20 protein-coding genes are annotated in these 23,225 nt (G+C 69.4%); 15 read left to right on the top strand and 5 right to left on the bottom strand.

The genetic code is table 11. From position 1 onward, the window contains the following. Nucleotides 1–7: 7 nt before the first annotated feature. From AB0924_RS26380 to AB0924_RS26370, 3 genes are all read right to left on the bottom strand, one after another. Nucleotides 8–577 (bottom strand): hypothetical protein, encoded by a 570-nt coding sequence (locus AB0924_RS26380; RefSeq protein ID WP_366912699.1) that lies wholly within the window; start codon nucleotides 575–577, stop codon nucleotides 8–10. Nucleotides 578–1,079: 502 nt separating this feature from the next. Next, nucleotides 1,080–2,339 (bottom strand): SpoIIE family protein phosphatase, encoded by a 1,260-nt coding sequence (locus AB0924_RS26375; protein WP_358938407.1) that lies wholly within the window; start codon nucleotides 2,337–2,339, stop codon nucleotides 1,080–1,082. A 291-nt stretch (nucleotides 2,340–2,630) separates the two neighbouring features. After that, complete coding sequence (locus AB0924_RS26370; protein ID WP_366912698.1) at nucleotides 2,631–3,008, bottom strand: STAS domain-containing protein; 378 nt, start codon at nucleotides 3,006–3,008, stop codon at nucleotides 2,631–2,633. 160 nt (nucleotides 3,009–3,168) lie between these two features. On the opposite strand from AB0924_RS26370, the gene AB0924_RS26365 reads away from it, so the two are divergent. Both AB0924_RS26365 and AB0924_RS26360 read left to right on the top strand, forming a co-directional pair. Continuing rightward, a complete protein-coding gene (locus AB0924_RS26365; protein ID WP_366912697.1) occupies nucleotides 3,169–3,648 on the top strand; it encodes an ATP-binding protein in 480 nt (159 codons plus the stop codon). An 855-nt stretch (nucleotides 3,649–4,503) separates the two neighbouring features. Beyond that, complete coding sequence (locus tag AB0924_RS26360; protein WP_366912696.1) at nucleotides 4,504–5,760, top strand: serine/threonine-protein kinase; 1,257 nt, start codon at nucleotides 4,504–4,506, stop codon at nucleotides 5,758–5,760. Nucleotides 5,761–6,201: 441 nt separating this feature from the next. On the opposite strand, the gene AB0924_RS26355 is transcribed toward AB0924_RS26360, so the two are convergent. Both AB0924_RS26355 and AB0924_RS26350 read right to left on the bottom strand, forming a co-directional pair. Beyond that, entirely contained in the window at nucleotides 6,202–6,618 is a 417-nt protein-coding gene (locus AB0924_RS26355) for a YeeE/YedE thiosulfate transporter family protein (protein ID WP_358938415.1), read from the bottom strand. Beyond that, entirely contained in the window at nucleotides 6,618–7,280 is a 663-nt protein-coding gene (locus tag AB0924_RS26350; protein WP_366912695.1) for a YeeE/YedE thiosulfate transporter family protein, read from the bottom strand. Before AB0924_RS26350 ends, AB0924_RS26355 begins: the two co-directional genes overlap by 1 nt. Nucleotides 7,281–9,961: 2,681 nt before the next feature. On the opposite strand from AB0924_RS26350, the gene AB0924_RS26345 reads away from it, so the two are divergent. The 13 genes from AB0924_RS26345 (at nucleotide 9,962) to AB0924_RS26285 (ending at nucleotide 23,198) form a co-directional block, all read left to right on the top strand. Next, nucleotides 9,962–10,222 carry a hypothetical protein gene (locus AB0924_RS26345; RefSeq protein ID WP_358938419.1) on the top strand — a complete coding sequence of 87 codons (261 nt, stop codon included), beginning with the start codon at nucleotides 9,962–9,964 and terminating at the stop codon, nucleotides 10,220–10,222. Nucleotides 10,223–10,780: 558 nt separating this feature from the next. Beyond that, complete coding sequence (locus AB0924_RS26340) at nucleotides 10,781–11,662, top strand: lytic transglycosylase domain-containing protein (RefSeq protein ID WP_366912693.1); 882 nt, start codon at nucleotides 10,781–10,783, stop codon at nucleotides 11,660–11,662. Between the two features lie 113 nt (nucleotides 11,663–11,775). Beyond that, nucleotides 11,776–12,849 (top strand): sigma-70 family RNA polymerase sigma factor, encoded by a 1,074-nt coding sequence (locus AB0924_RS26335; protein WP_366912692.1) that lies wholly within the window; start codon nucleotides 11,776–11,778, stop codon nucleotides 12,847–12,849. 109 nt (nucleotides 12,850–12,958) lie between these two features. Next, nucleotides 12,959–13,888 carry an ABC transporter ATP-binding protein gene (locus AB0924_RS26330; RefSeq protein ID WP_358937791.1) on the top strand — a complete coding sequence of 310 codons (930 nt, stop codon included), beginning with the start codon at nucleotides 12,959–12,961 and terminating at the stop codon, nucleotides 13,886–13,888. Beyond that, a complete protein-coding gene (locus tag AB0924_RS26325) occupies nucleotides 13,885–14,655 on the top strand; it encodes an ABC transporter permease (protein ID WP_366912690.1) in 771 nt (256 codons plus the stop codon). Before AB0924_RS26330 ends, AB0924_RS26325 begins: the two co-directional genes overlap by 4 nt. Nucleotides 14,656–14,658: 3 nt before the next feature. Then, nucleotides 14,659–15,483 carry an ABC transporter permease gene (locus AB0924_RS26320; protein WP_358937787.1) on the top strand — a complete coding sequence of 275 codons (825 nt, stop codon included), beginning with the start codon at nucleotides 14,659–14,661 and terminating at the stop codon, nucleotides 15,481–15,483. A 5-nt stretch (nucleotides 15,484–15,488) separates the two neighbouring features. After that, nucleotides 15,489–16,751: an MCE family protein gene (locus AB0924_RS26315; protein ID WP_366912689.1), complete on the top strand. Its 1,263-nt coding sequence runs from the start codon at nucleotides 15,489–15,491 to the stop codon at nucleotides 16,749–16,751. Beyond that, nucleotides 16,748–17,788: an MCE family protein gene (locus AB0924_RS26310; RefSeq protein WP_358937783.1), complete on the top strand. Its 1,041-nt coding sequence runs from the start codon at nucleotides 16,748–16,750 to the stop codon at nucleotides 17,786–17,788. The genes AB0924_RS26315 and AB0924_RS26310 overlap by 4 nt, the downstream gene beginning before the upstream one ends. Nucleotides 17,789–18,066: 278 nt before the next feature. Further along, the gene (locus tag AB0924_RS26305) at nucleotides 18,067–19,059 is read left to right on the top strand and encodes an MCE family protein (RefSeq protein WP_366912735.1); all 993 of its coding nucleotides are present in this window, start codon (nucleotides 18,067–18,069) and stop codon (nucleotides 19,057–19,059) included. Beyond that, a complete protein-coding gene (locus tag AB0924_RS26300; RefSeq protein WP_358937781.1) occupies nucleotides 19,056–20,165 on the top strand; it encodes an MCE family protein in 1,110 nt (369 codons plus the stop codon). The genes AB0924_RS26305 and AB0924_RS26300 overlap by 4 nt, the downstream gene beginning before the upstream one ends. Next, entirely contained in the window at nucleotides 20,162–21,442 is a 1,281-nt protein-coding gene (locus AB0924_RS26295; RefSeq protein WP_358937779.1) for an MCE family protein, read from the top strand. Before AB0924_RS26300 ends, AB0924_RS26295 begins: the two co-directional genes overlap by 4 nt. Next, nucleotides 21,439–22,713 (top strand): MlaD family protein, encoded by a 1,275-nt coding sequence (locus AB0924_RS26290; RefSeq protein WP_358937777.1) that lies wholly within the window; start codon nucleotides 21,439–21,441, stop codon nucleotides 22,711–22,713. Before AB0924_RS26295 ends, AB0924_RS26290 begins: the two co-directional genes overlap by 4 nt. Further along, nucleotides 22,686–23,198, top strand: coding sequence for a hypothetical protein (locus AB0924_RS26285; protein ID WP_358937775.1), 513 nt, complete (start codon nucleotides 22,686–22,688; stop codon nucleotides 23,196–23,198). Before AB0924_RS26290 ends, AB0924_RS26285 begins: the two co-directional genes overlap by 28 nt. Nucleotides 23,199–23,225: the final 27 nt, after the last annotated feature.

The raw sequence follows: 23,225 nt of genomic DNA, 5'->3' as shown, positions 1-23,225 counted from the left end.
GGTCCAGCTACCGGGCATGGCTGCGTGAGCGGTGGCTTTCCGGCGAAGCCGTGCTGTGGTGGTGCGCGGATGCCTCCGCAACCTGCTTGAGCCCCCAGCTCGTGGCGGCGTCCCCGACCTTGGCGGGCTGTTCATGCACGTGACCCTCGGGGTGACGGAAGTGGGAGAGTGGGAACCTGTCGCCGGCACCAGAGCGATATGACGTCGCGCCGGTGGGTTTCGCCAGGGGCAAGCCTGGCCCGGCCTCTACGTACGCCTCGCGCTCCGGCGTCGTCCCGCTTGCCATCTCTGTTCCCACTGAAGGCTGCGCTGGTTGATCGGGCCGCGGCTGGGTCAGCCAGGCGACGGCTGCGCCGGTGAGAGCGACCGGCCATTCCACGACCCCGGCCGCACCAAGCACTGCGGCCCCGGTATAGACCGCCATACGGCGGCCTGCCGGAGAGACCGTGCCTATCCGGTCCAGCGCGCCGTCGGCGACCCTGCTCACCTGCTCGGCTCCGGGCAAGCGGCGGAGCGCAGAGGTGACCACACGCGACGACTGCGAAAGATCCGACCAGCTCTTTTTGACCTGGCTCATCGTGGACTCCCTCCTCTTGACTTCAAAGGGGGCTCACTCCGGCTTCCCATTGTCGCGGCCGATATACGGGGTTGAGCAGGCCAGCTGCCCCTCGACACGACGCACTTCCGGATCTCGTTACCTTCATACATCTCGCCGATCTTGCTGTCGTGGTGGATCGCCCCGATGGGGCAGGGCCGGTCGTCGGCGCCGAGCTCACGGGCGAAACCCAGGCCACCGAATGCCTGGACGGCGTCGCGTGCCATGTCGACGGAGAGCGGGTGGCATGGAACTTGGCCATTGCCGTCTCGGTTCGGGGAACGGGTTGCCGGCGTCCAGGCGCAGTGCGGCCTTGGTGTAAAGCGTTCTGGCCGTCTCGATCTCGGTGGCACGTTGGCCGAGCAGGATCTGCCAGTGAGCGGTAGGGGACGCGAAACGTTCATTATGGCTCTGCTCTGGGATGTCCTGCGCTATGACCGCACTGTGCCTGCCGCCCGCTTCACCGATGCCTACGTTGAGCCGGTCAGCACGGTTGGGCCGGTCGGTCCAGGCGGACAACGACCATGGCGATGTCGTCGTTGGCGCCGCTAGTGAGGTTGAGGCGGGCGAGGAGTGCGTCGGCGAGGTGTTCCGCGCTGAACTCGGTGCAGGTAGCGAGTGTGTCGGTCAGGCGGTTGAGGCCGGTGTCGATGTCCTCGTCGCGGCGTTCGATCAGGCCGTCGGTGTAGAGGATGAGGGTGTCGCCGGGCGTGTAGGTCGCGGTGGCCTGGGGGCGGGGGACGTGTTCGGGGCGGACGCCCAGCGGTGGGTCGGTGGCCTGGTCGAGCAGGTCACAGCTGCCGTCCGCGTGCAGCAGCACGGGTGGGGGGTGGCCGGCGCTGCTGTAGATGAGCAGGTGGCTGTGGCAGTCCACGAGGACCTCGACCGCGGTGGCGGCCAGTGCTCCCTCGACCGAACGCGCATACAGCCCCAGGACTTCCAGTGCTTGGGCGGGGCCGTAGACGGCCCGGGTGGCGGCGCTCAGCGCGCTGCGGAGCCTGCCCATGACGGTGGCGGCCATCAGCCCGTGGCCGACCACGTCGCCGACCGTGACCGTGAAGCGGTCCATGGGCAGGTCGACCGCGTCGTACCAGTCGCCGCACACGTTCAGTGATCCGGTCGCGGGCAGGTAGCGCACGGCGATGTCCGGGTGCCGGGCGAGATCGGGGGAGTGGAGCATGGCTTCTTGCAGGGCGACGGCGATGCGCCGTTCACGGGCGTGGGCTTGCCGCAGTTCCTCGTTCAGCCGCTGCAGCTGCCGTGCCCGGGAGTACAGCTCGGCTTCCATCGCCGCTTCCCGGCCGGGGCTGACCGACGGCAGGTTGGTCGTGCGGCGGGCGCGGACGACGTCGGTCATGTCCTCCGACCGGTGGATGATCCAGGCGACCTCTCCGTCCGGGCCCAGGACCGGCACGTTGATCGCGGTCCACCACCGCTCCTTGAACGCATCGGGGTTGCCAGCGACCGGGATGTCGTACTTCTGCAACGCCATGTGATCCGTCTGGCGGGAGGACAGCACCCGGTGCAGTGAGTCCTTCAGCGTCGCTACCCCGTCGGCTTCGGGTTCGGCGGGATTGTCCGGGAAAGTGTCGAAGAGGTACTGCCCGACCAGCTCGCCGCGGGTTCGCCCGGTCACCGCGCAAAAGGCCGGGTTGGCGTCGGCGATCACCAGGTCCGTGCCGAGCACCAGGCACGGGCTCGGAAGGGCGGCGAACACCCCGGGGTAGTCGATCTTCGGTGTCACACGCATTCCCTGCCAGTGGCTCGCTCTTCAATCTACGAAGGGTCCGGCCCCAGCGCTCGCCGAGCTCGCTGGTGGGCAGCGGGTGGCAGCTGCGTTCGCTGGTGGGCACCGGGTGGCAGTTGCGTTCGCTCGTCGGACATATGCCGCACGGGCAGCCGCCTCCCGGCCGCCGCCTGAGCGGCAGGCCGAGGTGCTCACCTCAGACGGGCAGAGCCTCGTCAAGGCCGGCTGCGCCTGCGGTGCCAGGTGCGAACAGGTCGTCGGTTCCGTGATGGAGGTCGGCCGGCGAGGTCAGTTGGTCAGCGCTTGGTGGAGGGTTTCGTGGCACTCGATGACGGTGTCGAGGCCGACGAGTTGCAGGGTGCGCATCACTGCACCTGTCGGGCGTGCCAGGCGGAGCCAGCCGCCGGCCTCGGTGAGGGCGCGGTGGGCGGCGATGAGAACGTTGATGCCGCTGGAGTCCATGAACGTCACCTGGTGCAGGTCCACGACGACGCGGGGCCGGGGCTTGCCGGTCAGGTCCAGTGCCTGGCTGAGCGCGTCACCGGTGTGATGGTCGATCTCGCCAGCCGGGGTCAGTACGTGGATACCGTCGGTGGCGGCGACCACGATGGACAGCTGCTCCAGCCGCTCGGCCTTCTTGGTGTCCGCCATTTCTTCCTCAGCCATGTCGGTGATCCTGGCACAGCCAACCGTCATCGTGTATCGCTGCCCCGTATGTATCGGGTGATGCCCGGGTGAGACGGAGGTAACACAGGGGCATCGGGTATCACTCTCGCTGGGGCGGGTATCCGCGCGAGGTGTGAACGGTGTATTGAAGGTGGCCACGATGGAAGCAGTGCCTGTGGGTGAGGACGGCACCACACCGGGCGAGAGGGCGCTGCAGGCCACCATTGCCTTGGATGGGGACGGCACGGTCATTGCCCAGGCCCGGCATCTGGCTGCCGACTTCCTGACCCGCGTGCAGGCCGACCACGGTCTGCCGGTTTCGCAGCGTGCCATGGATCTGACCCAGCTGGTGGTCAGCGAGCTGGTCACAAACGCCCGCAAATATGCTCCGGGGCCGGTGCTGCTGGACCTGCGGATTGCCGGGGACACGGTCGAGGTCGTGGTGTGGGACTCCGACCCGGTGCTGCCCATCGCCCGGGCCGCGGACGCCGGCCGAGTCGGACAGCACGGCTTGGAGATCGTCATGGCCGTCTGCCAGGGCTTCGAAGCGCAGCGGGAACCGGTCGGTAAACGCATCACCGCCCGTATTGCCTTGCTGGACGATCCAGGCGGCGCTGTCGCCGGTCACCGCCCCCTGTAACAGCAGGGCAGGCGGCCGAAGCGCACCGGTCCGAAGCCGCCCAACCGACGCCGGCAGTGGTCAGCAGGAGACGCTCGTGGCTGAGTGGAGCCGGACAGCGCCCTTGCGACGGACAGCGCTGTGCGATGGGGGAGCCCGCCTGACGTTCAGCGCGCCAGGAAAGTGGGCCAGAGCCGTTACCGTCTCATGGCGCTCGTGGCGCCAGCGCGCGTTGGACGGGTGCTTCGGCGTTAAGTCGTATGGCTGTGTCCCCGTCGGCAGCAGCGCCCGTCTGCTGGTTGAGCACCGACTGCCGGTCTCGCGGCCGGTGACGATGCTGCGTCGAAGAAACCCAGGTCAGTGTGTGGCGTGGGTGATCAAGCTGTGACGGCTGTAGGCGCGCATCTCCATCAAGGTGCTGGTCCAGCAATCATCCCCATTAACCCGTGACACTCCTGTCGCGCCGCACGCTGACCTGAGTGACCCCGGGCGGGGTCATGGCGCCCAGCCTCCGGGGGGAGACATACGGGCGCTTCAGGGGCAGGCCTGGTTCCCCCCGTAACCGGGCCTGCCCTTACTCGCCCCTGTCCGTATCGTCCGGCAGGCGGCCGCTGCGCGGGGCTGTGACACTGCCGGTGTTCTTGGCGCTGTATGAGTGGACCCAGGACCCAGGGGTCCCGTGGCGCTCGCTATCTCCCGTTTGAGCGAGCAGTCGCGTACAAGGAGCAGGCAGGTACGTTCCCCCGTCGTCTGCCTGCCTCGTACGCGGGGCTGTCGAGGGCTGTTGCGCTCGGCCGCGCTGCCAATCGGCTGGCCACCTGCGGCCGAAGGGTTACGGCCTTTGTGGGGGGTGGGGGTCGTGGAACTACGAGCGTTGTGGTGATCGGGGTGTGTGTGCAGGGGCTGCTGGCGGAGCGCTATCAGTTGCAGGAACGGCTGGGGCGCGGGGCGATGGGGGAGGTGTGGCGGGCCGCCGACCAGCTCCTGGAACGCCCCGTGGCCATCAAGTTGCTGTTCGCGCAGGCGGCTGCGGAAGCCGAGCGCTTTCGCCTGGAGGCGCAGACCGCGGGTCGGCTCAACCACCCCAACGTCGTCGGCATGTACGACTTCGGCTCGCACTATGACCAGTTCTACCTCGTCATGGAACTCGTCGACGGCTGGACTCTCGCACAGGAACGGTCCCTGCGTGGTGTGCTGAGCCCGCAGGACGCGGCAGCCATCGTTGCTCAGGCGGCAGCTGGTCTGGCCGCGGCGCATCAGCGCGGAGTGATCCACCGGGACATCAAGCCTGCCAACGTGATGCTGAGCGAGGACCGCACAGCGAAGATCGCCGACTTCGGGATCGCCCGCTTCGCCGACGAAGCGGCCAGCGCTCTGACCGCCACCGGGAAGATCCTCGGCACCGCCGACTACCTTGCTCCCGAACGCGCCCTCGGGCGCGCCGCCCAGCCCGCGTCCGACGTCTACTCCCTCGGCTGCGTGCTGTACGAACTCCTCACGGGCAGGCCCCCGTTCCGCGGCGCGACCTCCCTGGCCGTGGTGCAGCAGCACGTCGACGCCATCCCAGCACCGCCCAACCGGCTGCGCCCCGAGATACCGCAGCAACTCTCCGACTACGTGCTGCTCCTGCTGGCCAAGGACCCTGCCCACCGGCCCACCGCTGGGCAGGCGGCCTACTGGCTCGCCGGCTCTCACCGGACGGCGGCCCAGGCCGCACCCCGCAGTGTGACGGTCACATCGGCGCCGCCCATGGCTTCCGCTCCCGCTCCCGGCCCGCGGTCCCGTCAATCCCGGAGCGCGACGCATTCCCGCCCGCGCGGCCGCCGCAGACTGGCCACCCAAGCCACTTTCTGCGGCATTGGCTTGGGTCTCTTCGCCGCGGCAGCAGCACTGGGAGCGTCGATGCGATCCAGCGATGGTGCCCCCTCGTCGCCATCCTCGCCCGCCCCGGCGACGGTCACCCCGGCTACGGTCATCTCCGAACCCGCAAACCGGACACCGTCCCCAGCCGTATCCTCTGCCGCTCCGACCCGCACCGCGCTGCCCGCGCGGGAACGCGATGACGACCAGGATCACGGAGGCCGGGACAAGCACGGGCGGGGGAAAGGCAAGAGGCAGCACTCCGACGACTGAGTCGCTGCCGACTGCGGCACAACAGTCCCTGCGCCACCCGTGCGTCCAGCTCAGCGCGCAACCACGACCGACGGGGCCAGGCTCCGGGACGAGGCTCCAGCACACGGCTGCCCGCGACTTCTGCCCGATCTCAAAGCCCGCCAGGTGGGGCCGCGAGCGGATCGGGGGAATGGCCCCGGCTCGCGCCGCCCCTGCCAGTGCTGTGCCTGCCGCTGCGGCGGTCTCGGCTGCTCGTGCCCAGCCGCCTCGACGAGCCGGAGCAGCTGCGCCCGGAAGCGTGCCGTGGCACAGCGTCACGGTCGGACATGGCGCGGCAGCTCGGCGCGCAGCTGACTCAGGCCGGGCCGAGGCGCCCGTGAGAGGGGGCGTGGTGCGCCGCCTCCTGAGAGTCGCCGACGGTGTGTTGGCTCCCTGGCAGGGGCGTGTCGATTGACGTCCTGGTTACAGACCGCAGGAGCCGCGGTCGAGGTGGAAGTAGCGTGCGTTGGCCCAGCGGCACAGCCTGATGCCGACGGCGACGCCGACGATGGTGACCAAGGCGGGGAGGTATCCGCCGGCGACCTGGACGATCGGGATTGCCGGGCACCCGCCGGAGATCGCCCAGCCTGTACCGAACAGCACAGCGCCCGGGATCACGCCGGCGTGGATGCGCCCGGGGGTGCGGCGGATTCGCAGCAGAGCGAACGCGCACACGATGATCACGACGGCACCGGCGAAGGAGAGGAGCATGCGCAGGTCCTGGAAGGTGAACATGCGGTTCAGTTCGGTGTAGTCGCCGAAGCCGATGTTGGAGACGGTGAAGCCGAGAGCCAGTCCGGTGATGATGTTGGCCAGCAGAATTGCGCCCCGAGTACGCATCAGATCACCTTCCAGAGCAGGAACGACACCGCGACGGCGGTACCGAAGAACACGGCGGTCGCAACGAGGCTGACCGGGCGCAGGCGACCGCAGCCGTTGAGTCCGTGGCCGGAGCTGCATCCGCCGGCCAGCCGAGTGCCGAAGCCGACAAGCACGCCTCCGACGAACAGCAGGACGAGCATGGTGATCGGATCGGCAGTGACCAGGTTGCGAAAGCCCGGTCCCATGTCGAAGCGGAGGTGGAACCGGCCCGAGGTGAGTGCGGCGATCAGCCCGCCGAGGAAGATCGACACCAGAAGGGCAGCCTGGGTGACCAACGGGGCTGGACCCGGGCCGGCGACCGGGGTGTCCTCAGTCTCCGTCGGCTCGGCATCGGTATCGGCTTCGAGTGGCTGTGACGTCCCGTATGCACCCGGCGGCCCTACGGGCGCGCCCGGACCGGTGCCGAAGTGCTCCGCCGTAGCCGCAGCAAGGGCTTCCGCCCGGGCACGGTCGTCGGTGAACTCCTCGTCCATCCTCTCCAGGCGCCGCTCCCTGCGCCAGTGCAGCACGCGGTCCCACGCGGACGACACCCCGAAGGACCGGTCCGTGGTGAGGGCGTAGTTGATGGTGATCAAGGCGAGCCCGGCAGCGCCGGCCCACCAGGGCCAGTAGCCGCTCATGCGGGGCCTCCCATCCATTCGGTGAATCGGGCCCACAAGCCGCGCTTCGAGCGGGTCCCTTGCCGTGCACGCCGGGACGGGCGGTCCTGAGGCTGGGGAAATTGCGGGGACGGTGACGGTCGGTGTACCGAGACGGAGATCGGCGCAGATGCCGGCCCGAGCCGGATCCCTGCCTCTGACGCCGCGGCCGCAGGTCCTGATGGCTGTGGCGGCCGAGCCGGTTCGGGCTGCGACCAGGACGCACTCTCCGGTGACCACGGATGGCGCTGGGGCGGCGGGGCCTGCAGCGGCTCCTGCCCCGGGTCGACGGCGCCAGACCGGCCCATGTCACCGCCCGCGTCCTCGAGGTGTCGCGCGCGGGCTCCGTTGGGCAGCAGACTGATCGGTACACGCTCCCCGGTGAGTGACATCTCGTAGCGCGCGCAACCGAGCCAATGATCCTCGCTGTCGCAGTAGTAGTCGCGCCACCCCTGCAAGCTCGATCTAAGCAAGGGGAAAAGGGGGCAGCCTACGGCGTGCGAGCAACTCACGTTGCTCCCTTCTGACCGGCGCACACCACCCGTTCGACTGAGCGGTTGCCCGTTCTCGGTTCCATGCCCTCGCCGCGCCAGGCCGACGATCCCAAAATGACGCGGTGACGGCCTGTCAATGCGGAATGCTTCCTCCATTTTTCGGCCGGGCGTGATCGAACCACTGTGACGGTGCCCCGAGCAAACTCAGGGGCATCCGTCACCGTGACCGTTCGAGCTCACTGGGTGAGATATGCCATGCGGCACCCAGGCCATCCTGTCCCTCATAGCTGGACAAGGGCGCCAAAAGAAGTGGAATGACCGGAGGTTGACACGCCCTCATGGCGGACGCGTTGCCGACAGTGGCCAGCAATTCATGGAGGCTGTGCCCATTTGGAGGTTCATTGTGGCGAAAATGTGAAGTTCCGCTGTGACGAAACTGTTGATATTACTGAGCCGTACATCAGGATCGGCGCCAACGGAGGAAACCATGTGCCAACGTGCTGTCTGTAGGTCATGCCGGAAGGCGACCTACGAGGGCTGCGGAAGACACGTGGAGCAAGTACTCGTCGGCGTGCCGACACTTCAGCGATGCACGTGCGAGTCGGCGCCGCGCACGAGTGCACGCACAGAGGAGCCGATACCTCCAACGAAGGCGGCGCCGGTCCGGCCGGGCACCAAGGACGGCTGGTGGGGCCGGCTCATCGCTTGGGTGAAAAGCCCAGCATGACGTCGGCAGAAGTTCCCCCTATGAGGCGGTTCGGCGACGTCGGCCGGCCGATGTACACGCGCCCCGCGTCACCCGGAGTGCTTGGACTGGGCCGGTGAAACTCTTTGACGCCTCCGGGCTGACTCGTCCCGTGGACGGGTCGGGGCTCCGCACGCTGCATGTCCGGCCAGGACTTGTCCGGCCGATCACCGGGACTGCGTGATTGTGGACGTGCGATGCGACGGGTGTCATGGGAGACGCGACACTGACTGGAAGCGGGCCCGTAGCTGACTGCGGGCCCGCATCCCCGCAGAGGTCACCCAGTGCGCCGTCGCGCCTATCAGGGCAGCCGCGGCGTAGTGGCGAGCTGACGGCCTGGCCGGACGCCTCCAGCGTGGCCTCCAGTCGCTCGTTCCTCCACGCCTTCGGCAGCCTCGGCTTGATCTGTGGGGACCATCGCGCGGCCTGGTCGGGGATCAGGCCGAGGCTGCCGAATGGGCGTTATGGACCTGGCGCGGGGTTACTCAGTGGGTATGGCGAAACTGCATCCAGGAAGGGACGCCGACCGCGATGACGAGGTGCCTGCACCGGAGGAGGCATGAGCAGGCGCTGCATGAGACGCTCCCGGCCGCTTTGATCAAGGGACAGGGTGCCGCCTGAATGATCAGTTAGCACGCCGGGTGGCGAACGGAGCGCGGCGGCTGTCGCATAGCTTGGGGCCGCCGCTGTCGCCTCCATCGCCGGGTACGGATGGTTGTCACTCACTTTCGGGTGTTGGCTGGTGGCGGGGGTGGGGCTGCGAAGCAGCGTTCGCGGCGGTGGTACGGCTTGATGGGGTGTCAAAGGGTGGATTCCGGGTGTTGATGGAGGATGAAGGTAAGAGTCACGGAATTATGGGTGATGTGTAACAACGCTCGTGTACTGCGCGTGCTTGGCGTGTCGGTGGGGAGGGTGGAGTGTGCGGCCAACCGGCCGTTACCGCCTTCGCGTAAGCCCTGCTCACGGCCTGTGGCCGCGGGAGGATTGCGCCATGCCCTGCAGGGAGATCCTGTGTGTGTTTCCGCTTTCGTGCCCGGTGCTGGGGGCGTGTCCCTCGGTAACAGCGCTTGACCGACGAACTCCGGCCCCCGGGACGCGGTGTCGGTGACTGACGAGGTGAAGGGCCCATACTGCGGACGCCCTTACAAGCGTTGGCGTCGCCTGAGTCGTGCTCTTCTGGCGACGGAGCTTCGTCACCGATCCACTTTTCCGCCGTCGCCGGCCAGCGGACGCCTATCGCCTTGATGGCAATCGTCGCGAAGGCTGGGCGGAAGCGGACTGTCCTTGGTGCCGATCACTGGCACGGGGCCAATGGACAACGGCGGCACAAGAAGGCCAGGACTGGTAGGGAACCCAGTGCACAGCACACTCGGCCCCAGGGGGCGAGGCGTGCGAACGAAGCGTAGGCAGAACGGAGCGAGATCATGCAGACCATCACCGCATCGACCGATCGAGCACTGGACGATGCCCCGGCGGAGGACTTCCTGCTGGCGCCGCCCAAGTCCGCGGACCGCATTGCCTGCCGCGTCGATCCTCGCGATCTGCGGCGCCTGAACCTGTACGCAGTGCTGACCGCTGCTGGGATCGCTCCCTGGCCAGGAGACCGGGAAGCGATCGAGGAGCTCAGCACACTGCCCGACAGCGTGCACGCTACCCTGCACCACTGGCTCAGCTCCGGCAGGTGACGCGCTGGACGCCGGACCGTGCGTCCACAGGAGCGGATGCGGGGCCGGAAGGCCTGCTGCGATGCGCCCCGGGCTGTGTCCCTTCGCTGGCATCGTCGCGCTCTCCTCTGCCAACAGCGTCTATCACTGCGGTCGTGCGGCGCTGCCACGACGGGACGTTCCAGGCGGAGATGAACGGTTGCCCGTCCTAAGCGGCGGGGAGCCACGAGGTCCCCGGGTCCCAGGGTTCGCTCCTGCAGCGTACTGGGGGTCCCTTCCCCCTGAGACCTTGAGAGACACGCATGCGTGCTCCGCCCCAGCAGAGGCAGGCGCCCGATCCCTCCAGTTCCGCGCGACGGACCTGTCCTCCGGCCGCGTAGAGCAGACGACGGATTCACCCACGGAGGGGGTTGCACAGTGACAGCGCGTGCACTCAAGCAGGCACTGAGGGGTGTTAGGGCTACGGCGATCGCGGCGGCGGTGATGGCAGTGCTGACCGCGTCGCAGGCGCCGAGGGCGGTCTCTGCCGAGTCCGCAGAGCCTGGGCCGGAGGCGGCGCCTCCCGAGCACGGCCTCAGCATGTCCGGCGACACCCCGTACCGCACCGGTCTTCCCCCGCTACGAACGCGGAAGAAGGGTTCGGCACAGGAGGTGGCGGGCGGTGGCGCCCTGCCCGCGACCGTGTTCGCCGCGTACCGGCGTGCCGAGGGGGAGTTGGCGCGCAGCGCGCCACGCTGCCGGCTGCGCTGGCAACTGCTGGCCGCCATCGGCCAGGTGGAGTCCGGGCAGGCACAGGGCGGCCGGGTGACCCGGGACGGTACGACTGTGACACCTGTCCTCGGCCCGCGGCTGACCGGCGGTGCCTTCGCCAGCGTGCCGGACACCGACAGCGGCGCGTACGACGGGGACGCGGTGTACGACCGCGCGGTCGGCCCGATGCAGTTCATCCCGTCCACCTGGGCTCGCTGGGGCGCGGACGGCAACGGTGACGGGCGGACGGATCCGAACAACGTCTACGACGCGGCGCTCGCCGCCGCCCGCTATCTGTGCGCGGGCGGCCGGGACCTGTCGAACCCCGCCGGCCTGGACCGGGCAATCCTGGGCTACAACCACTCGGACGCCTACCTGCGCACCGTCAAGGCGTGGTACACGTACTACCTGACCGGACACCGCGTGGTGCCGGACGCGTCCGACGGATCCCGGGCGGACCGGCCGGAGCCGTCCCGCCCGAAGAGGCCGAAGCCCTCACCGTCGAAGCCGTCAGATGACCGGAAGCCGGGCCCCGGTCCTTCGCGCTCGCCGTCGATGCCACCCACCTCATCTTCCCCCAGCCCGTCCCCCAAGCCGGGCGTCCCGAAGGAGACCAGGACGCCGCTGGTTCCGGTCCCCGAACCGACCCTCACGCTGCCCGGCGGCGGTGTGCTGCCCGACGCGGGGCCGCTGACCACCGGCAACGGCTGAAACATGATGGGTGCCTCCCCCCTCCACAACTGCCACTACTCGGCGGTAATGTCGCCACGGCCGGAAGCAAAGGACCGGCGGGCGAGTGCGAAGGGGCCCTCATGGCGACGGACATGCCTGCGGACACAGCGGCCGCCGACGAGCGTTGGCAGCGCATGTGGAGCCATCGCGAGCAGTTGCTCAAGGTGGCCCGGCGACGTTCCATGAGCCAAGAGGACGCCGAGGACGCCGTTCAAGAGGCGATGCTGCGAGCAGCGGAGCGCCCGCACCTCGACGACGAGCGGCTCGGCGCCTGGCTGACGACGGTGACGATGCGGCTGTGCATCGACCGGTACCGGCAGGTCAACCGCGAGGCCGAGGTGGGCAGCCGCCCCACGCTCATCGCGCCGGGCCCGGTACCCGTCGAGGAGGTGGTGTGTGACCGGGCCGAGGCGAAGTGGCTCGCCGTACGCAGTGGTGAGTTGCCCGCCCGGCAGGCGGAGGCGCTTCGGTTGAGGTCCGAGGACCTGGACGTGAGCCAGGTCGCGGTGCGGATGGGACTCAGCTACCGGACGGTCGAGTCGCTGCTGGCCCGCGCCCGGCGGACGCTGCGCGCCTCACTGGCCGGGACGCTCGGGCTGGTGCTGTTCCTGATCGGGCGCGGGCGGCTGCGTGGGGGCGGCAATGCCCAGGCGGTCGCGGTCACCTCGACGGCGGCGACCCTGGTGGTGGCGGGGTTCGTGATGCCGTTCGCGCTCGACGGGAGCCGACACGGGAGCGGTCCGGTGCCTCGACCGGTCATATCCAGCGAAGAGCAGGTTCTGAGCGGCGAGGCCGCGGGCGGGGGGCGCACCCCTGGGACGCCCGCCACCTCCCCCTCGGCGCGGGGGGACTGGGTCCGGACGCCCTCACCCACCGGAGAAACGTCTCTGCTGCCGGGGTCGGAGGCACCGAAGGTGCCGTCCCTGCCAGATGTGCCCGCGTCCGCGCTCCCGAAGCTGTCGGTGACGCGGGTTCCGCAGGTGCCCGAGGTGCCGGTTGTGACGGCCGCCACGCCGGACCTGCGGACCGCCGTGCCGGACCTGCCGACGAAGCAGGCCGTCCCGTCGCTCCCGTCGCTTCCCCCGGCCTCGGCCGTACCGGCCGCCCCGCTCTCCGTCCCCGCCCCAGAGACCCCTTCGCGCACGCCATCGCCGAAGCTGCCGTAGCGCCCCGCACCCACGTCCGCAAAAAATTCCTCGTCCGCCGCGACGGACACCCCTCCCCTCCCCGTAGAGCAGACGTCGGAGCTGCTCCACGGGCGAAGGGTGATACCGGATGGGTGTCGAGATCTGTGTGGAAGGGCTGACCAAGTCCTTCGGCCACCAGGTCATCTGGCAGGACGTCTCGCTGACGCTGCCGGCCGGGGAGGTGTCGGTGATGCTCGGCCCCTCGGGGACGGGCAAGTCGGTGTTCCTCAAGACGCTCGTGGGACTGCTGAAGCCGGAGCGGGGCTCCATCACGATCCAGGGCCGGGACATCACCAGGCTCCGCGAGCGCGACCTGTACGAAGTGCGGAAGCTGTTCGGCGTGCTGTTCCAGGACGGCGCGCTGTTCGGCTCGATGAACCTCTACGACAACATCGCCTTCCCGCTGCGCGAGCACACCCGCAGGTCCGAGAGCGAGATCAGACGGATCGTCCTCGAGAAGATGGACATGGTCGGGCTGATCGGCGCCGAGGGGAAACTGCCCGGCGAGATCTCCGGCGGTATGCGCAAGCGCGCCGGACTCGCCCGTGCCTTGGTGCTCGACCCGGAGATCATCCTGTTCGACGAGCCCGACTCGGGCCTGGACCCGGTCCGCGTGGCCTACCTCAATCAGCTCATCGTCGACCTCAACGCGCAGATCGACGCGACCTTCCTGATCGTCACCCACGACATCGCCTCCGCTCGCCAGGTTCCGGACAACATCGGGCTGCTGTTCCGGCGCGAGCTGGTGATGTTCGGCCCCCGCGAGGAACTGCTGGCCAGTGACGAGCCCGTCGTACGGCAGTTCCTGAACGGCCGGATGCAGGGGCCGATCGGCATGGCGGAGGAGAAGGACGCGGCCCAGGTGGAGCAGGAACTGGCCCAGATCGACGAGGAGGGTCCGACCGACGCGCCGACTCCCCGGCTTCTCCCCGGCCCGGGCATCACCCGCCCGCCCCGCTGGGAGGCGATCGCGAGACGCGAGGCGGAGCTGCGCGTGACGGGGGTGACGGGCCCATGAGGTTCTCCCCGACGGGTGCGCTCCGGCACTCGGGCAGCCTCTTCACGATGGCGCTGGACGTGGTCCGGGCCCTTCCCCGGCGGCCCTTCCAGGCGCGGGAGTTCATCCAGCAGGCGTGGTTCGTCGCCAGTGTCACGATCCTGCCGACGGCTCTAGTCTCGATCCCCTTCGGTGCGGTCATCGCGCTGCAGATCGGCAGCCTGACCAGACAGTTGGGCGCGCAATCCTTCTCCGGTGCCGCGTCTGTGCTCGCCGTGCTGCGGGAGGCCTCGCCGATCGTCACCGCGCTGCTGATCGCGGGCGCGGGCGGCACGGCGATCTGCGCGGACCTCGGGGCGCGCAAGATCCGGGACGAGATCGACGCGCTGCAGGTGCTCGGCATCGACCCGATCCACCGGCTCGTCGTACCGCGGGTGCTGGCGTCGATGGTCGTGGCCGTCCTGCTCAACGGCCTCGTCTCGGTGGTCGGTGTCGCGGGCGGCTACTTCTTCAACGTCGTCCTCCAGCACGGCACGCCCGGCGCCTACCTGGCGTCCTTCACCACCCTTGCCCAGCTGTCCGACCTGTGGGCGGCGGAGATCAAGGCGCTGGTGTTCGGGGCCATCGCAGCGATCGTCGCCTCGTACAAGGGGCTGACGGCGCAGGGCGGCCCGAAGGGCGTGGGTGACGCCGTCAACCAGTCCGTGGTGATCACCTTCATGTTGCTGTTCGTGACCAACTTCGTGATGACCGCCGTGTACTTCCAGGTCGTCCCGCAGAGGGGTTAGCCGATGAGACCGAAAGACGTCCTCGACCGCCCCCTGCGCTCACTCGAAGAGCTGGGCGCGCAGCTGTCCTTCTACGGGCGCTCCCTGGCCTGGACGGGCCGCACCCTGCGCCGCTACAAGAAGGAGATCCTGCGGCTGCTCGCCGAGGTGAGCTTCGGGCGCGGCGCGCTCGCCGTCGTCGGCGGCACGGTCGGCGTGATCGCGTTCCTGTCCTTCTTCACCGGCACCGAGGTCGGCCTCCAGGGCTACGCGGCCCTCAACCAACTCGGCACCTCCAACTTCGTGGCGTTCCTGTCGGCGTACTTCAACACCCGGGAGATCGCCCCGCTGGTGGCTGGACTCGCCCTGTCCGCGACGGTCGGCGCGGGGTTCACCGCGCAGCTCGGCGCGATGCGGATCAGCGAGGAGACCGACGCGCTGGAGGTGATGGGCGTCCCGTCGCTGCCGTTCCTGGTGACGACGCGGATGGTCGCCGGCTTCGTCGCGGTGATTCCGCTGTACGTGGTCGGGCTGCTGTCCTCGTACCTGGCGGCCCGCACCATCACCACCGGCTACTACGGACAGTCCACCGGCACGTACGACCACTACTTCCACCAGTACCTGCCGCCCGTCGACGTGTTCTGGTCCTTCGGCAAGGTGATCGTCTTCGCCCTGCTGATCATCCTGGTGCACTGCTACTACGGCTACCACGCGAGCGGCGGCCCGGCCGGCGTCGGCGTCGCGGTGGGCCGGGCGGTGCGGACCTCCATCGTCGCCGTCAATGTCCTGGACTTCTTCCTGAGCCTCGCGATCTGGGGCGCCAACACGACCGTACGGATAGCGGGGTGAGACCGGTGCATACGCACAGAACGAGGCTCAGGCTGTACGGCATCGCGTTCCTCGCCGTGCTCGCGCTGCTGCTGTCGCTCGCGGTGGCCGTCTACCGGCAGGCCTTCACCTCCGTCGTGCCCATCACCCTGGAGGCCGGCACCCTCGGCAACCAGCTCGAGCCACGCGCCGACGTCAAACTGCGCGGGCTGCTGGTCGGCGAGGTGCGCGAGGTGCACGCCGACGGCACGAAGGCGACCCTCGACATCGCGCTCAAGCCGCAGTACGTGTCGTACATCCCCTCGGACGTCCACGCGCGGCTGCTGCCCAAGACGCTGTTCGGCGAGAAGTACGTCGACCTGGTCGCTCCCTCCGACGCCGCGCACCCGCCGGCCCGGCCCATCCGAGCGGGCGACGTCATCACCCAGGACCGCACCAGGGCCGGCATCGAGGTGCAGCAGCTGATGAACGACCTGCTGCCGCTGCTGCGCACGGTCCGGCCGGGCGAACTCGACGCCACCCTCTCGGCGTTCGCCACCGCACTGGAGGGGCGCGGCGACCGGATCGGCGGCAACCTCGCCCGGGTCGAAAGCTATCTGCGCCGCCTCAACCCGCACATGCCCTCCCTCAAGGAGGACATCACGCGGTTCGCGGACGTCGCCGAGTTGTACGGCGACGCCGCCCCGGACCTGATGCGCATCCTGCGCAACACGGTCACCACCAGCCGGACGATCGTCGAGAAGAAGGACCAGTTGGCATCGGCTCTGCGTGCGACCGCCTCCGTGGCGGGCACAGCGAACGACTTCCTGACCGAGAACGGCGACCGGCTGATCACCCTGGGACGGGTCTCCCGCCCCACGCTGGAGTTGTTCGCCCGCTACTCCCCGGAGTACCCGTGCCTGTTGCAGGGCCTGGTCCGGCAGGAGAAGGCGTCCGAGGACGCGTTCCGGGGCGGCGAGATGCGGATCACCCTCGAGGTCGTCCGGCCCCAGGGAGCGTACCGGCCCGGTGAGGAGCCGGTGTACGGCGAGCGGTCCGGCCCGGACTGCCGCGGCCTGCCGCATCCGCAGGTGCCGGGGCCGAAGCCTCGTCTCCACGACGGTACGTCGGCCGGAGGTTCCGGCGGCGCACCTCCCGGAGGTTCCGGCGTGTCCGCCACGCGGGCCGAGCAGCGGGCCGTCGGTTCCCTCGTGGCCCCGGTCATGGGCGTCCCCGTGGACCGGGTGCCGCCCGTGGCGACCCTGCTGTTCGGGCCGCTTGCGCGCGGGACGGCGGTGAGTGTCGCATGAGCGGGTCAGGAGCCCGGCAGACCGCCGCCCCGCTGGTCAAGTTCAGCCTCTTCGCGCTGGTCACGATCGCGGCGACGGCGCTGCTCGCCGCCACCATCGTCAACGTCTCCCTCACCTCCAAGGAGACCTATCACGCGGTGTTCACCGACGTCACCGGGCTGGAGACCGGCGACGACATCCGGGTGGCCGGAGTGCGGGTGGGAGAGGTCGAGGGCATCCGGATCAAGGACCGGACCCTGGCGGAGGTCACCTTCACCGTCAGCGCGGAACGGCCGCTGCTCGCCGGGACCCGTGCGGTCGTCCGCTACCGCAACCTGGTCGGGCAGCGGTACGTCGCGCTCACCGACAGCCCGGGCGACGGCACCACCCGGCTGGGCCCGGGCGGCACCATCCCGCTGTCCCGGACCCGGCCGGCGCTGGACCTCAACGCCCTGCTGAACGGCTTCAAGCCGCTGTTCGCCGCGCTCAGCCCGAGCGACGTCAACCAGCTCGCCACCGAGATCGTCCGGACCCTCCAGGGCGAGGGCGGCACGGTGAACAGCCTGCTCGCGCACACGGCGTCGCTCACCAGCACCCTCGCCGACCGCGACAAGCTGATCGGGTCGGTGATCGACAACCTCAACACCGTCCTGGAGACGCTCGACAAGCGCGGCTCCCGTTTCTCCGGTCTGCTCACGCAACTGCGCCGGGTGGTCTCGGGGCTGTCCGCCGACCGCAAGCCCATCGGGGAGTCGCTGGTGAGCATCGGCGACCTCACGGACGTCACGTCGGGGCTGCTGAAGGACGCGCGTCCACCGCTGAAGGACGACATCGCCGGGATCGGCGATCTCACCGGAACGCTTAACAAGAACGAGAACACCGTGGAGGGCGTCCTGAAGCGGCTGCCGAACAAGCTCGAGAAACTGACGGGCACCGCCTCGTACGGCTCGTGGTTCAACTTCTACCTCTGCGACTTCGACGGCCGGATCGTGCTGCCGAAGACGAAGCAGGTGATCACCCCGGACATGCACGTGGCGCGGGCGAGGTGCGGCGGATGAGCACGCGCATCGGGCGGGGCACCGCCCGCCGCCCCGAGCCGCTGGTGAGGGTCCGGGTCCTGCCGCCGAAGCTGCCGAAACTCCCCAGGCTGCTGCCCAGGCGCGCACCCCGCCCCGAACCCCTCGTGAAGGTGCGCGTCCTGCCCCCGAAGCTGCCGAAACTCCCCAGGCTGCTGCCCAGGCGCGCACCCCGCCCCGAACCCCTCGTGAAGGTGCGCGTCCTGCCGCCGAAGCTGCCCAGGATCCGGCTCGAGCTCCCACACCTGAAGCCCTTCCGCATGGGTGCACCTCCCAGCGGTAGCCGGGGGAGGAACCCGGTCGTCGTCGGCGCCGTCGGCCTCACCGTCCTCGCGCTGCTCACTGTCGCTGCCTTCAACGCCGACAGCCTGCCGCTGATCGGCGGCGGTGACACCTACAGCGCGGCCTTCTCCGAGGCCGGCGGGCTGAAGCCGGGCGACGAGGTACGGATCGCCGGGGTCAAGGTCGGCAAGGTCGCGGAGGTCGACCTCGACGGCGACCACGTCAAGGTGACCTTCAAGGTGAAGGGGAGCCCGGCGTTCGGTACCGACACGGGTGCGGCGATCCGGGTCAAGACGATCCTCGGCGCCAAGTACCTGGCCCTGTACCCGAAGGGGCCCGGCCGGCTGAAGGCGGGCGGCGAGATCCCGCTCCGGCGGACCGTGTCGGCCTACGACGTCGTCCAGGCCTTCAGCGACCTGACGACCACCAACGAGGAGGTCGACACCGACCGGCTCGCGAAGGCGCTGGACACGATCTCCGTCACCTTCCAGGACTCCCCAGAGGAGGTGCGGGCGTCGATCAAGGGGCTGTCGCGGATCTCCCGGACCGTCGCAGCCCGTGACAAGGCTCTGCGCGGACTCCTCGACCATGCGAACGGCGTCACCAAGGTGCTGGCCGGTCACACGAAGGACTTCTCCGCGCTGGTGAAGGACGGCGACGCCCTGTTCAAGGAGATCGACAAGCGGCGCACAGCGATCCACGCGCTGCTCAAGAGTTCCGCGCTGCTGGGCATCGAGTTGTCCGGCCTGGTCGACGACAACAGCAAGGTGATCGGGCCCGCGCTGAAGAACCTCAACACCTTCGTGACGATGCTCGAACGCAACCAGGCGAGCCTCGACCGCAGCGTCCGGCTGCTCGCCCCCTACGTCCGGCTCTTCACCAACACTCTCGGCAACGGGCGCTGGTTCGACTCCTACATCCAGAACCTGGTCGCCGCCCCGGTCACGCCCCGGACGGGAGGCGCCCGATGACCCGCAGACTCCTGGCCCTGTTCACCGCGCTCGCGATCCTCGTCGGCCTCGCCGTCGTCCTCTGGCCGGGCCCCGGCCCCGTCCGCGTCACGGCGTACTTCCCGCGCACCGTCGGCATCTACGCCGGCTCCGACGTCCGCGTCCTCGGCGTCCGCATCGGCGAGGTCAGGAAGATCACGCCGGAGGGCGGCCGGGTACGGGTCGAGCTGGAGTACGACCGGGGCCGCAAGGTGCCGGCCGGCGCACAGGCCGCCATCGTCAACTCCTCCGTCGTCAGCGACCGTTACGTGCAGCTGCTGCCGGTGTACCGCAAGGGCGCGGTGCTGCGGGACGGAGACGTCATCCCCGAGTCCCGTACGGCCGTCCCCGTGGAACTCGACCGGATCTTCGACAGCCTGCACACCACCGCCGAGGCGCTCGGCCCGAACGGCGCCAACAAGAAGGGCTCGCTGTCCCGGCTGCTCGGGGTGAGCGCGGACAACCTCCAGGGGCAGGGCGAGAACCTCCACCGGACGGTGCGGGACCTGTCCCAGGCGGTCACCACGCTGTCCGACGGGCGCGGCGACCTGTTCGGGACCGTGCGGAACCTTCAGGTGTTCACGGCCGCGCTGGCTGCGGACGACACCAGCGTGCGGTCATTCAACAGTGACCTCGCCGTCGTGGCCGGGCAGCTCGCGGGGGAGCGCAAGGATCTCGCGGCCGCGCTGAAGTACCTGGCCGCCGCGCTCGGCGACGTGTCCGGCTTCGTGAAGGGCAACAAGAAGGCGCTGACCTCGGACGTGCGGGGCCTGGCCAAGGTCACCAAGGTCCTCGTAACCCAACGGAAAGCTCTGGAGGAGCTGTTGACCGTCGCCCCCACGGGCCTGTCGAACCTGCAGAACGCCTACAACCCCGCCGCCGGCACTCTCGACACCCGCAACAACGCGCAGTCCTCGCAGGATCCGGCTTCCCTTCTCTGCTCGATCCTGAAGACGACCGGCAAGGACCACGACGACTGCGCCGGGCTGAAGAAACTCCTCGACTCCCTCCCCGAGCTTCCGTCGACTCCCGCGTCGACGGGCACGGTCGACAAGACCCTCGGCGGAATCCTGAAGGCACCGGCATGAGCGCGCGGCGCAAGGGCCGGACGGCCGCCTGGGCGGCGGTCGGCTCGCTGCTGCTGACCGGCTGCGAGTTCAACGGCTGGTACGACGTCCCGCTCCCCGGCGGCGCCGCCTCGGACGGTCACGCCTACCACGTCACCGTCGAGTTCCGGGACGTCCTGGACCTCGTGCCGCAGTCGGCGGTCAAGGTCAACGACGTGACCGTCGGCGCGGTGGAGAAGGTGGAACTGGACGGCTGGCACGCCCGCGTGCGGCTCCGGGTCGCCGACTCGGTGAAGCTGCCCGGCAACGCGGTCGCCGATCTGAGGCAGACCAGCATGCTCGGCGAGAAGTACGTCGCCCTGTCCGCGCCGGCCGGCACGCGGCCCCTCGGACGGCTCCGCGACGGCGACCGCATCCCGCTGTCCCGCAGCGGCCGCAACCCGGAGGTCGAGGAGGTGCTGTCGGCCCTGTCCGCGCTGCTCAACGGCGGCGGGGTGGCCCAGCTGAAGACGATCACCGTCGAGTTGAACAAGGCCCTCGGCGGCCGCGAGGACCGGGTCAGGTCCCTGCTGAGGCAGCTCGACACGTTCCTCGGCGGCCTCGACGACCAGCGGGCGGAGATCGTGCGCGCGCTGAAGGGCGTCGACCGGCTCGCGAAGCGGCTGAAGAAGGAGAAGAAGACGATCGCCCTGGCCGTCGACACCATGCCGCCCGCCCTGAAGGCCCTCGCCGACCAGCGCAAGGACCTGACGAAGATGCTCACCGCCCTGTCCGGGCTCGGCAAAACCGCCACCAAGGTGGTGAATGCCTCCCACGATGACACCGTCGGTGACCTGAAGAAACTCCAGCCCATCCTGCGGGAGCTGAACAAGGCGGGTGACGACCTGCCCGACTCCATGGAGATCCTCACCACGTACCCGTTCCCGCGCAACGCGACGGATGCCATCAAGGGCGACTACGTCAACCTGAAGATCACCGCCGACCTCGACCTGGCGGACCTCTACGGCAACGTCACCGGCAAGCCCGGCAAGGGCAGGAAGTCCCCGGACCCCGGAGCACCGCGTCATCCCAGCCTTCCCACTCCTACCCTGCCGTCCCTCCCGTCCCTGCCGTCCACCCCGTCCCTGCCTTCGACCCCGCCCGTGCCCTCCGCGCCTCCGACGCCCTCCGACGGCAGCAGCCTGCTGTGCCCGCCGGTGTGCACCGCCGCCTACAGCACCGGGGACGACTCGAGTCACCTCCCGCCAGGGATCGACCTCGGCCTCGCCGAACTGATGCTGAAGGGGATACTGCCGTGATCACACGCACGGTCAAGGCCCAATTGCTCGCCTTCGCGGCCGTCACCGCCCTCGGGGTGTCGTACGTCGGCGCCCGGTACACGGGCCTCGCGGACGAGGTCCTGCACCGCGGGTACACCGTGCGCGCCGACTTCGCCGAGTCCGGAGGCATCTTCTCCGGCGCCGAGGTCACCTACCGGGGCGTGCCGGTAGGCCGCGTGGGCGATCTGCGGCTGACCGGGTCCGGGGTCTCGGTGGCGCTCAAGATCGAGGACGGCGCCCCGAGGATCCCGGCCGACACGCTCGCGGTGGTAGCCGACCGTTCGGCGGTGGGCGAGCAGTACGTCGACCTCCAGCCGCGGCGGTCGGGCGAGCCGTACCTCACGGATGGCAGCCCGATCCCGCGCAGCCGCACCCGGACCCCGCTGCCGGTCACCGACCTTGTCCTCAGCCTCGACCGACTGGTCAACTCGGTCGGCAAGGACGATCTGCGGGTCACCGTGGACGAGCTGGGCAAGGCCTTCGCCGGCACCGGACCGAACCTGAGCCGGCTGGTGGACTCCGGCAACGCGCTGGTGGAATCGGGATCCGAGTCGCTCCCCCAGACGGTCTCGCTGATCGAAAACTCGCGGAAGGTGCTCAAGACACAGGCTGACCAGGGTTCGGCCATCAAGTCGTTTTCCCACGACCTGGCCACGCTCACCGAGCAACTGAAGTCGAGCGACGGCGATCTGCGCAGGCTGATCGGCAACACCACGCCCGCCGCCCAGCAGTTGGACTCCCTGCTGAAGTCCACCCGGCCGCACGTACCGGTCCTGCTGGCCAACCTCATCAGCGGCGGCCAGATCACCCTGGCCCGGCTGCCCGGCGTCGAACAAGCCCTGGTCACGCTTCCGCTCACGGTCGCGGGCAGCTACACGGTCATCCCCGGCGACGGCACCACCCACTTCGGCATGACCGTGAACGCCGACGACCCTCCCGCGTGCACCCAGGGCTACGGCACCCAGCGGCGCGACCCTGCCGACACCAGCACCCGCCCGGCGAACACCGACGCGCGCTGCACGGTACCGCGCGGCAGCAAGACCTCCGTGCGTGGTGCCCAGAACGCGCCCGGCCCGACCACCAGTCGGTACAGCGCCGACCAGGCCGCCTTCGTGGCCCCCTACGACCCGGAGACGGGCACCGTGACCGGCCCGGACGGAACGCCCGTCGAGATCGGCTCGACGGGCGGAGAACAGACCGTGTTCGGAAAGGAGTCGTGGCAATGGCTGCTCGTTGGACCGATGGCGTGACAGGGAGCCGGGCGAGGCTGCTGTCGGCGGGGCTCGTCGCCACGACCGTGCTGACGACCGTGCTGTGTGTCTGGCTGGGCTTGAAGCTGGCCGACCAGCGCGCGGCCGAACAGCGCCGTCAGGACATCCTGGCGGCGGCCCGCCAGTCGGCGCTGAACTTCACCTCGCTCGACTACCGGCACTACGACCGGGACAGCGGCAATGTGCTGAAGGGCGCCACCGGCGAGTTCAAGAAGCAGTTCGCCGCGCAGACCGCACAACTGACGAAGCTGGTTGCGCAGAACAAGTCGGTTTCACAGGGGCAGGTCCTGGAATCGGGCATCGTGCGGTCCGACGCGCGCTCCGCCCGGGTCCTGGTCGTGGCCGACAGCAAGGTGACCAACATCGGGGCGCCCCAGGGCCAGGCGCGCACCTACCGCCTCCAGCTCGACCTCACGCGCGTGGCCGGCCGCTGGCTGACCTCCGATGTCACGTTCGTGGGCTGAACCGACTGTGAGGCCATCAATGAGGAG

This window comes from Streptomyces sp. NPDC047869, assembly GCF_040704065.1.
Taxonomy (GTDB): domain Bacteria; phylum Actinomycetota; class Actinomycetes; order Streptomycetales; family Streptomycetaceae; genus Streptomyces.
Note: the sequence above shows the minus strand (reverse complement) of the source record. Positions and strands in the feature narration are given on the sequence as shown.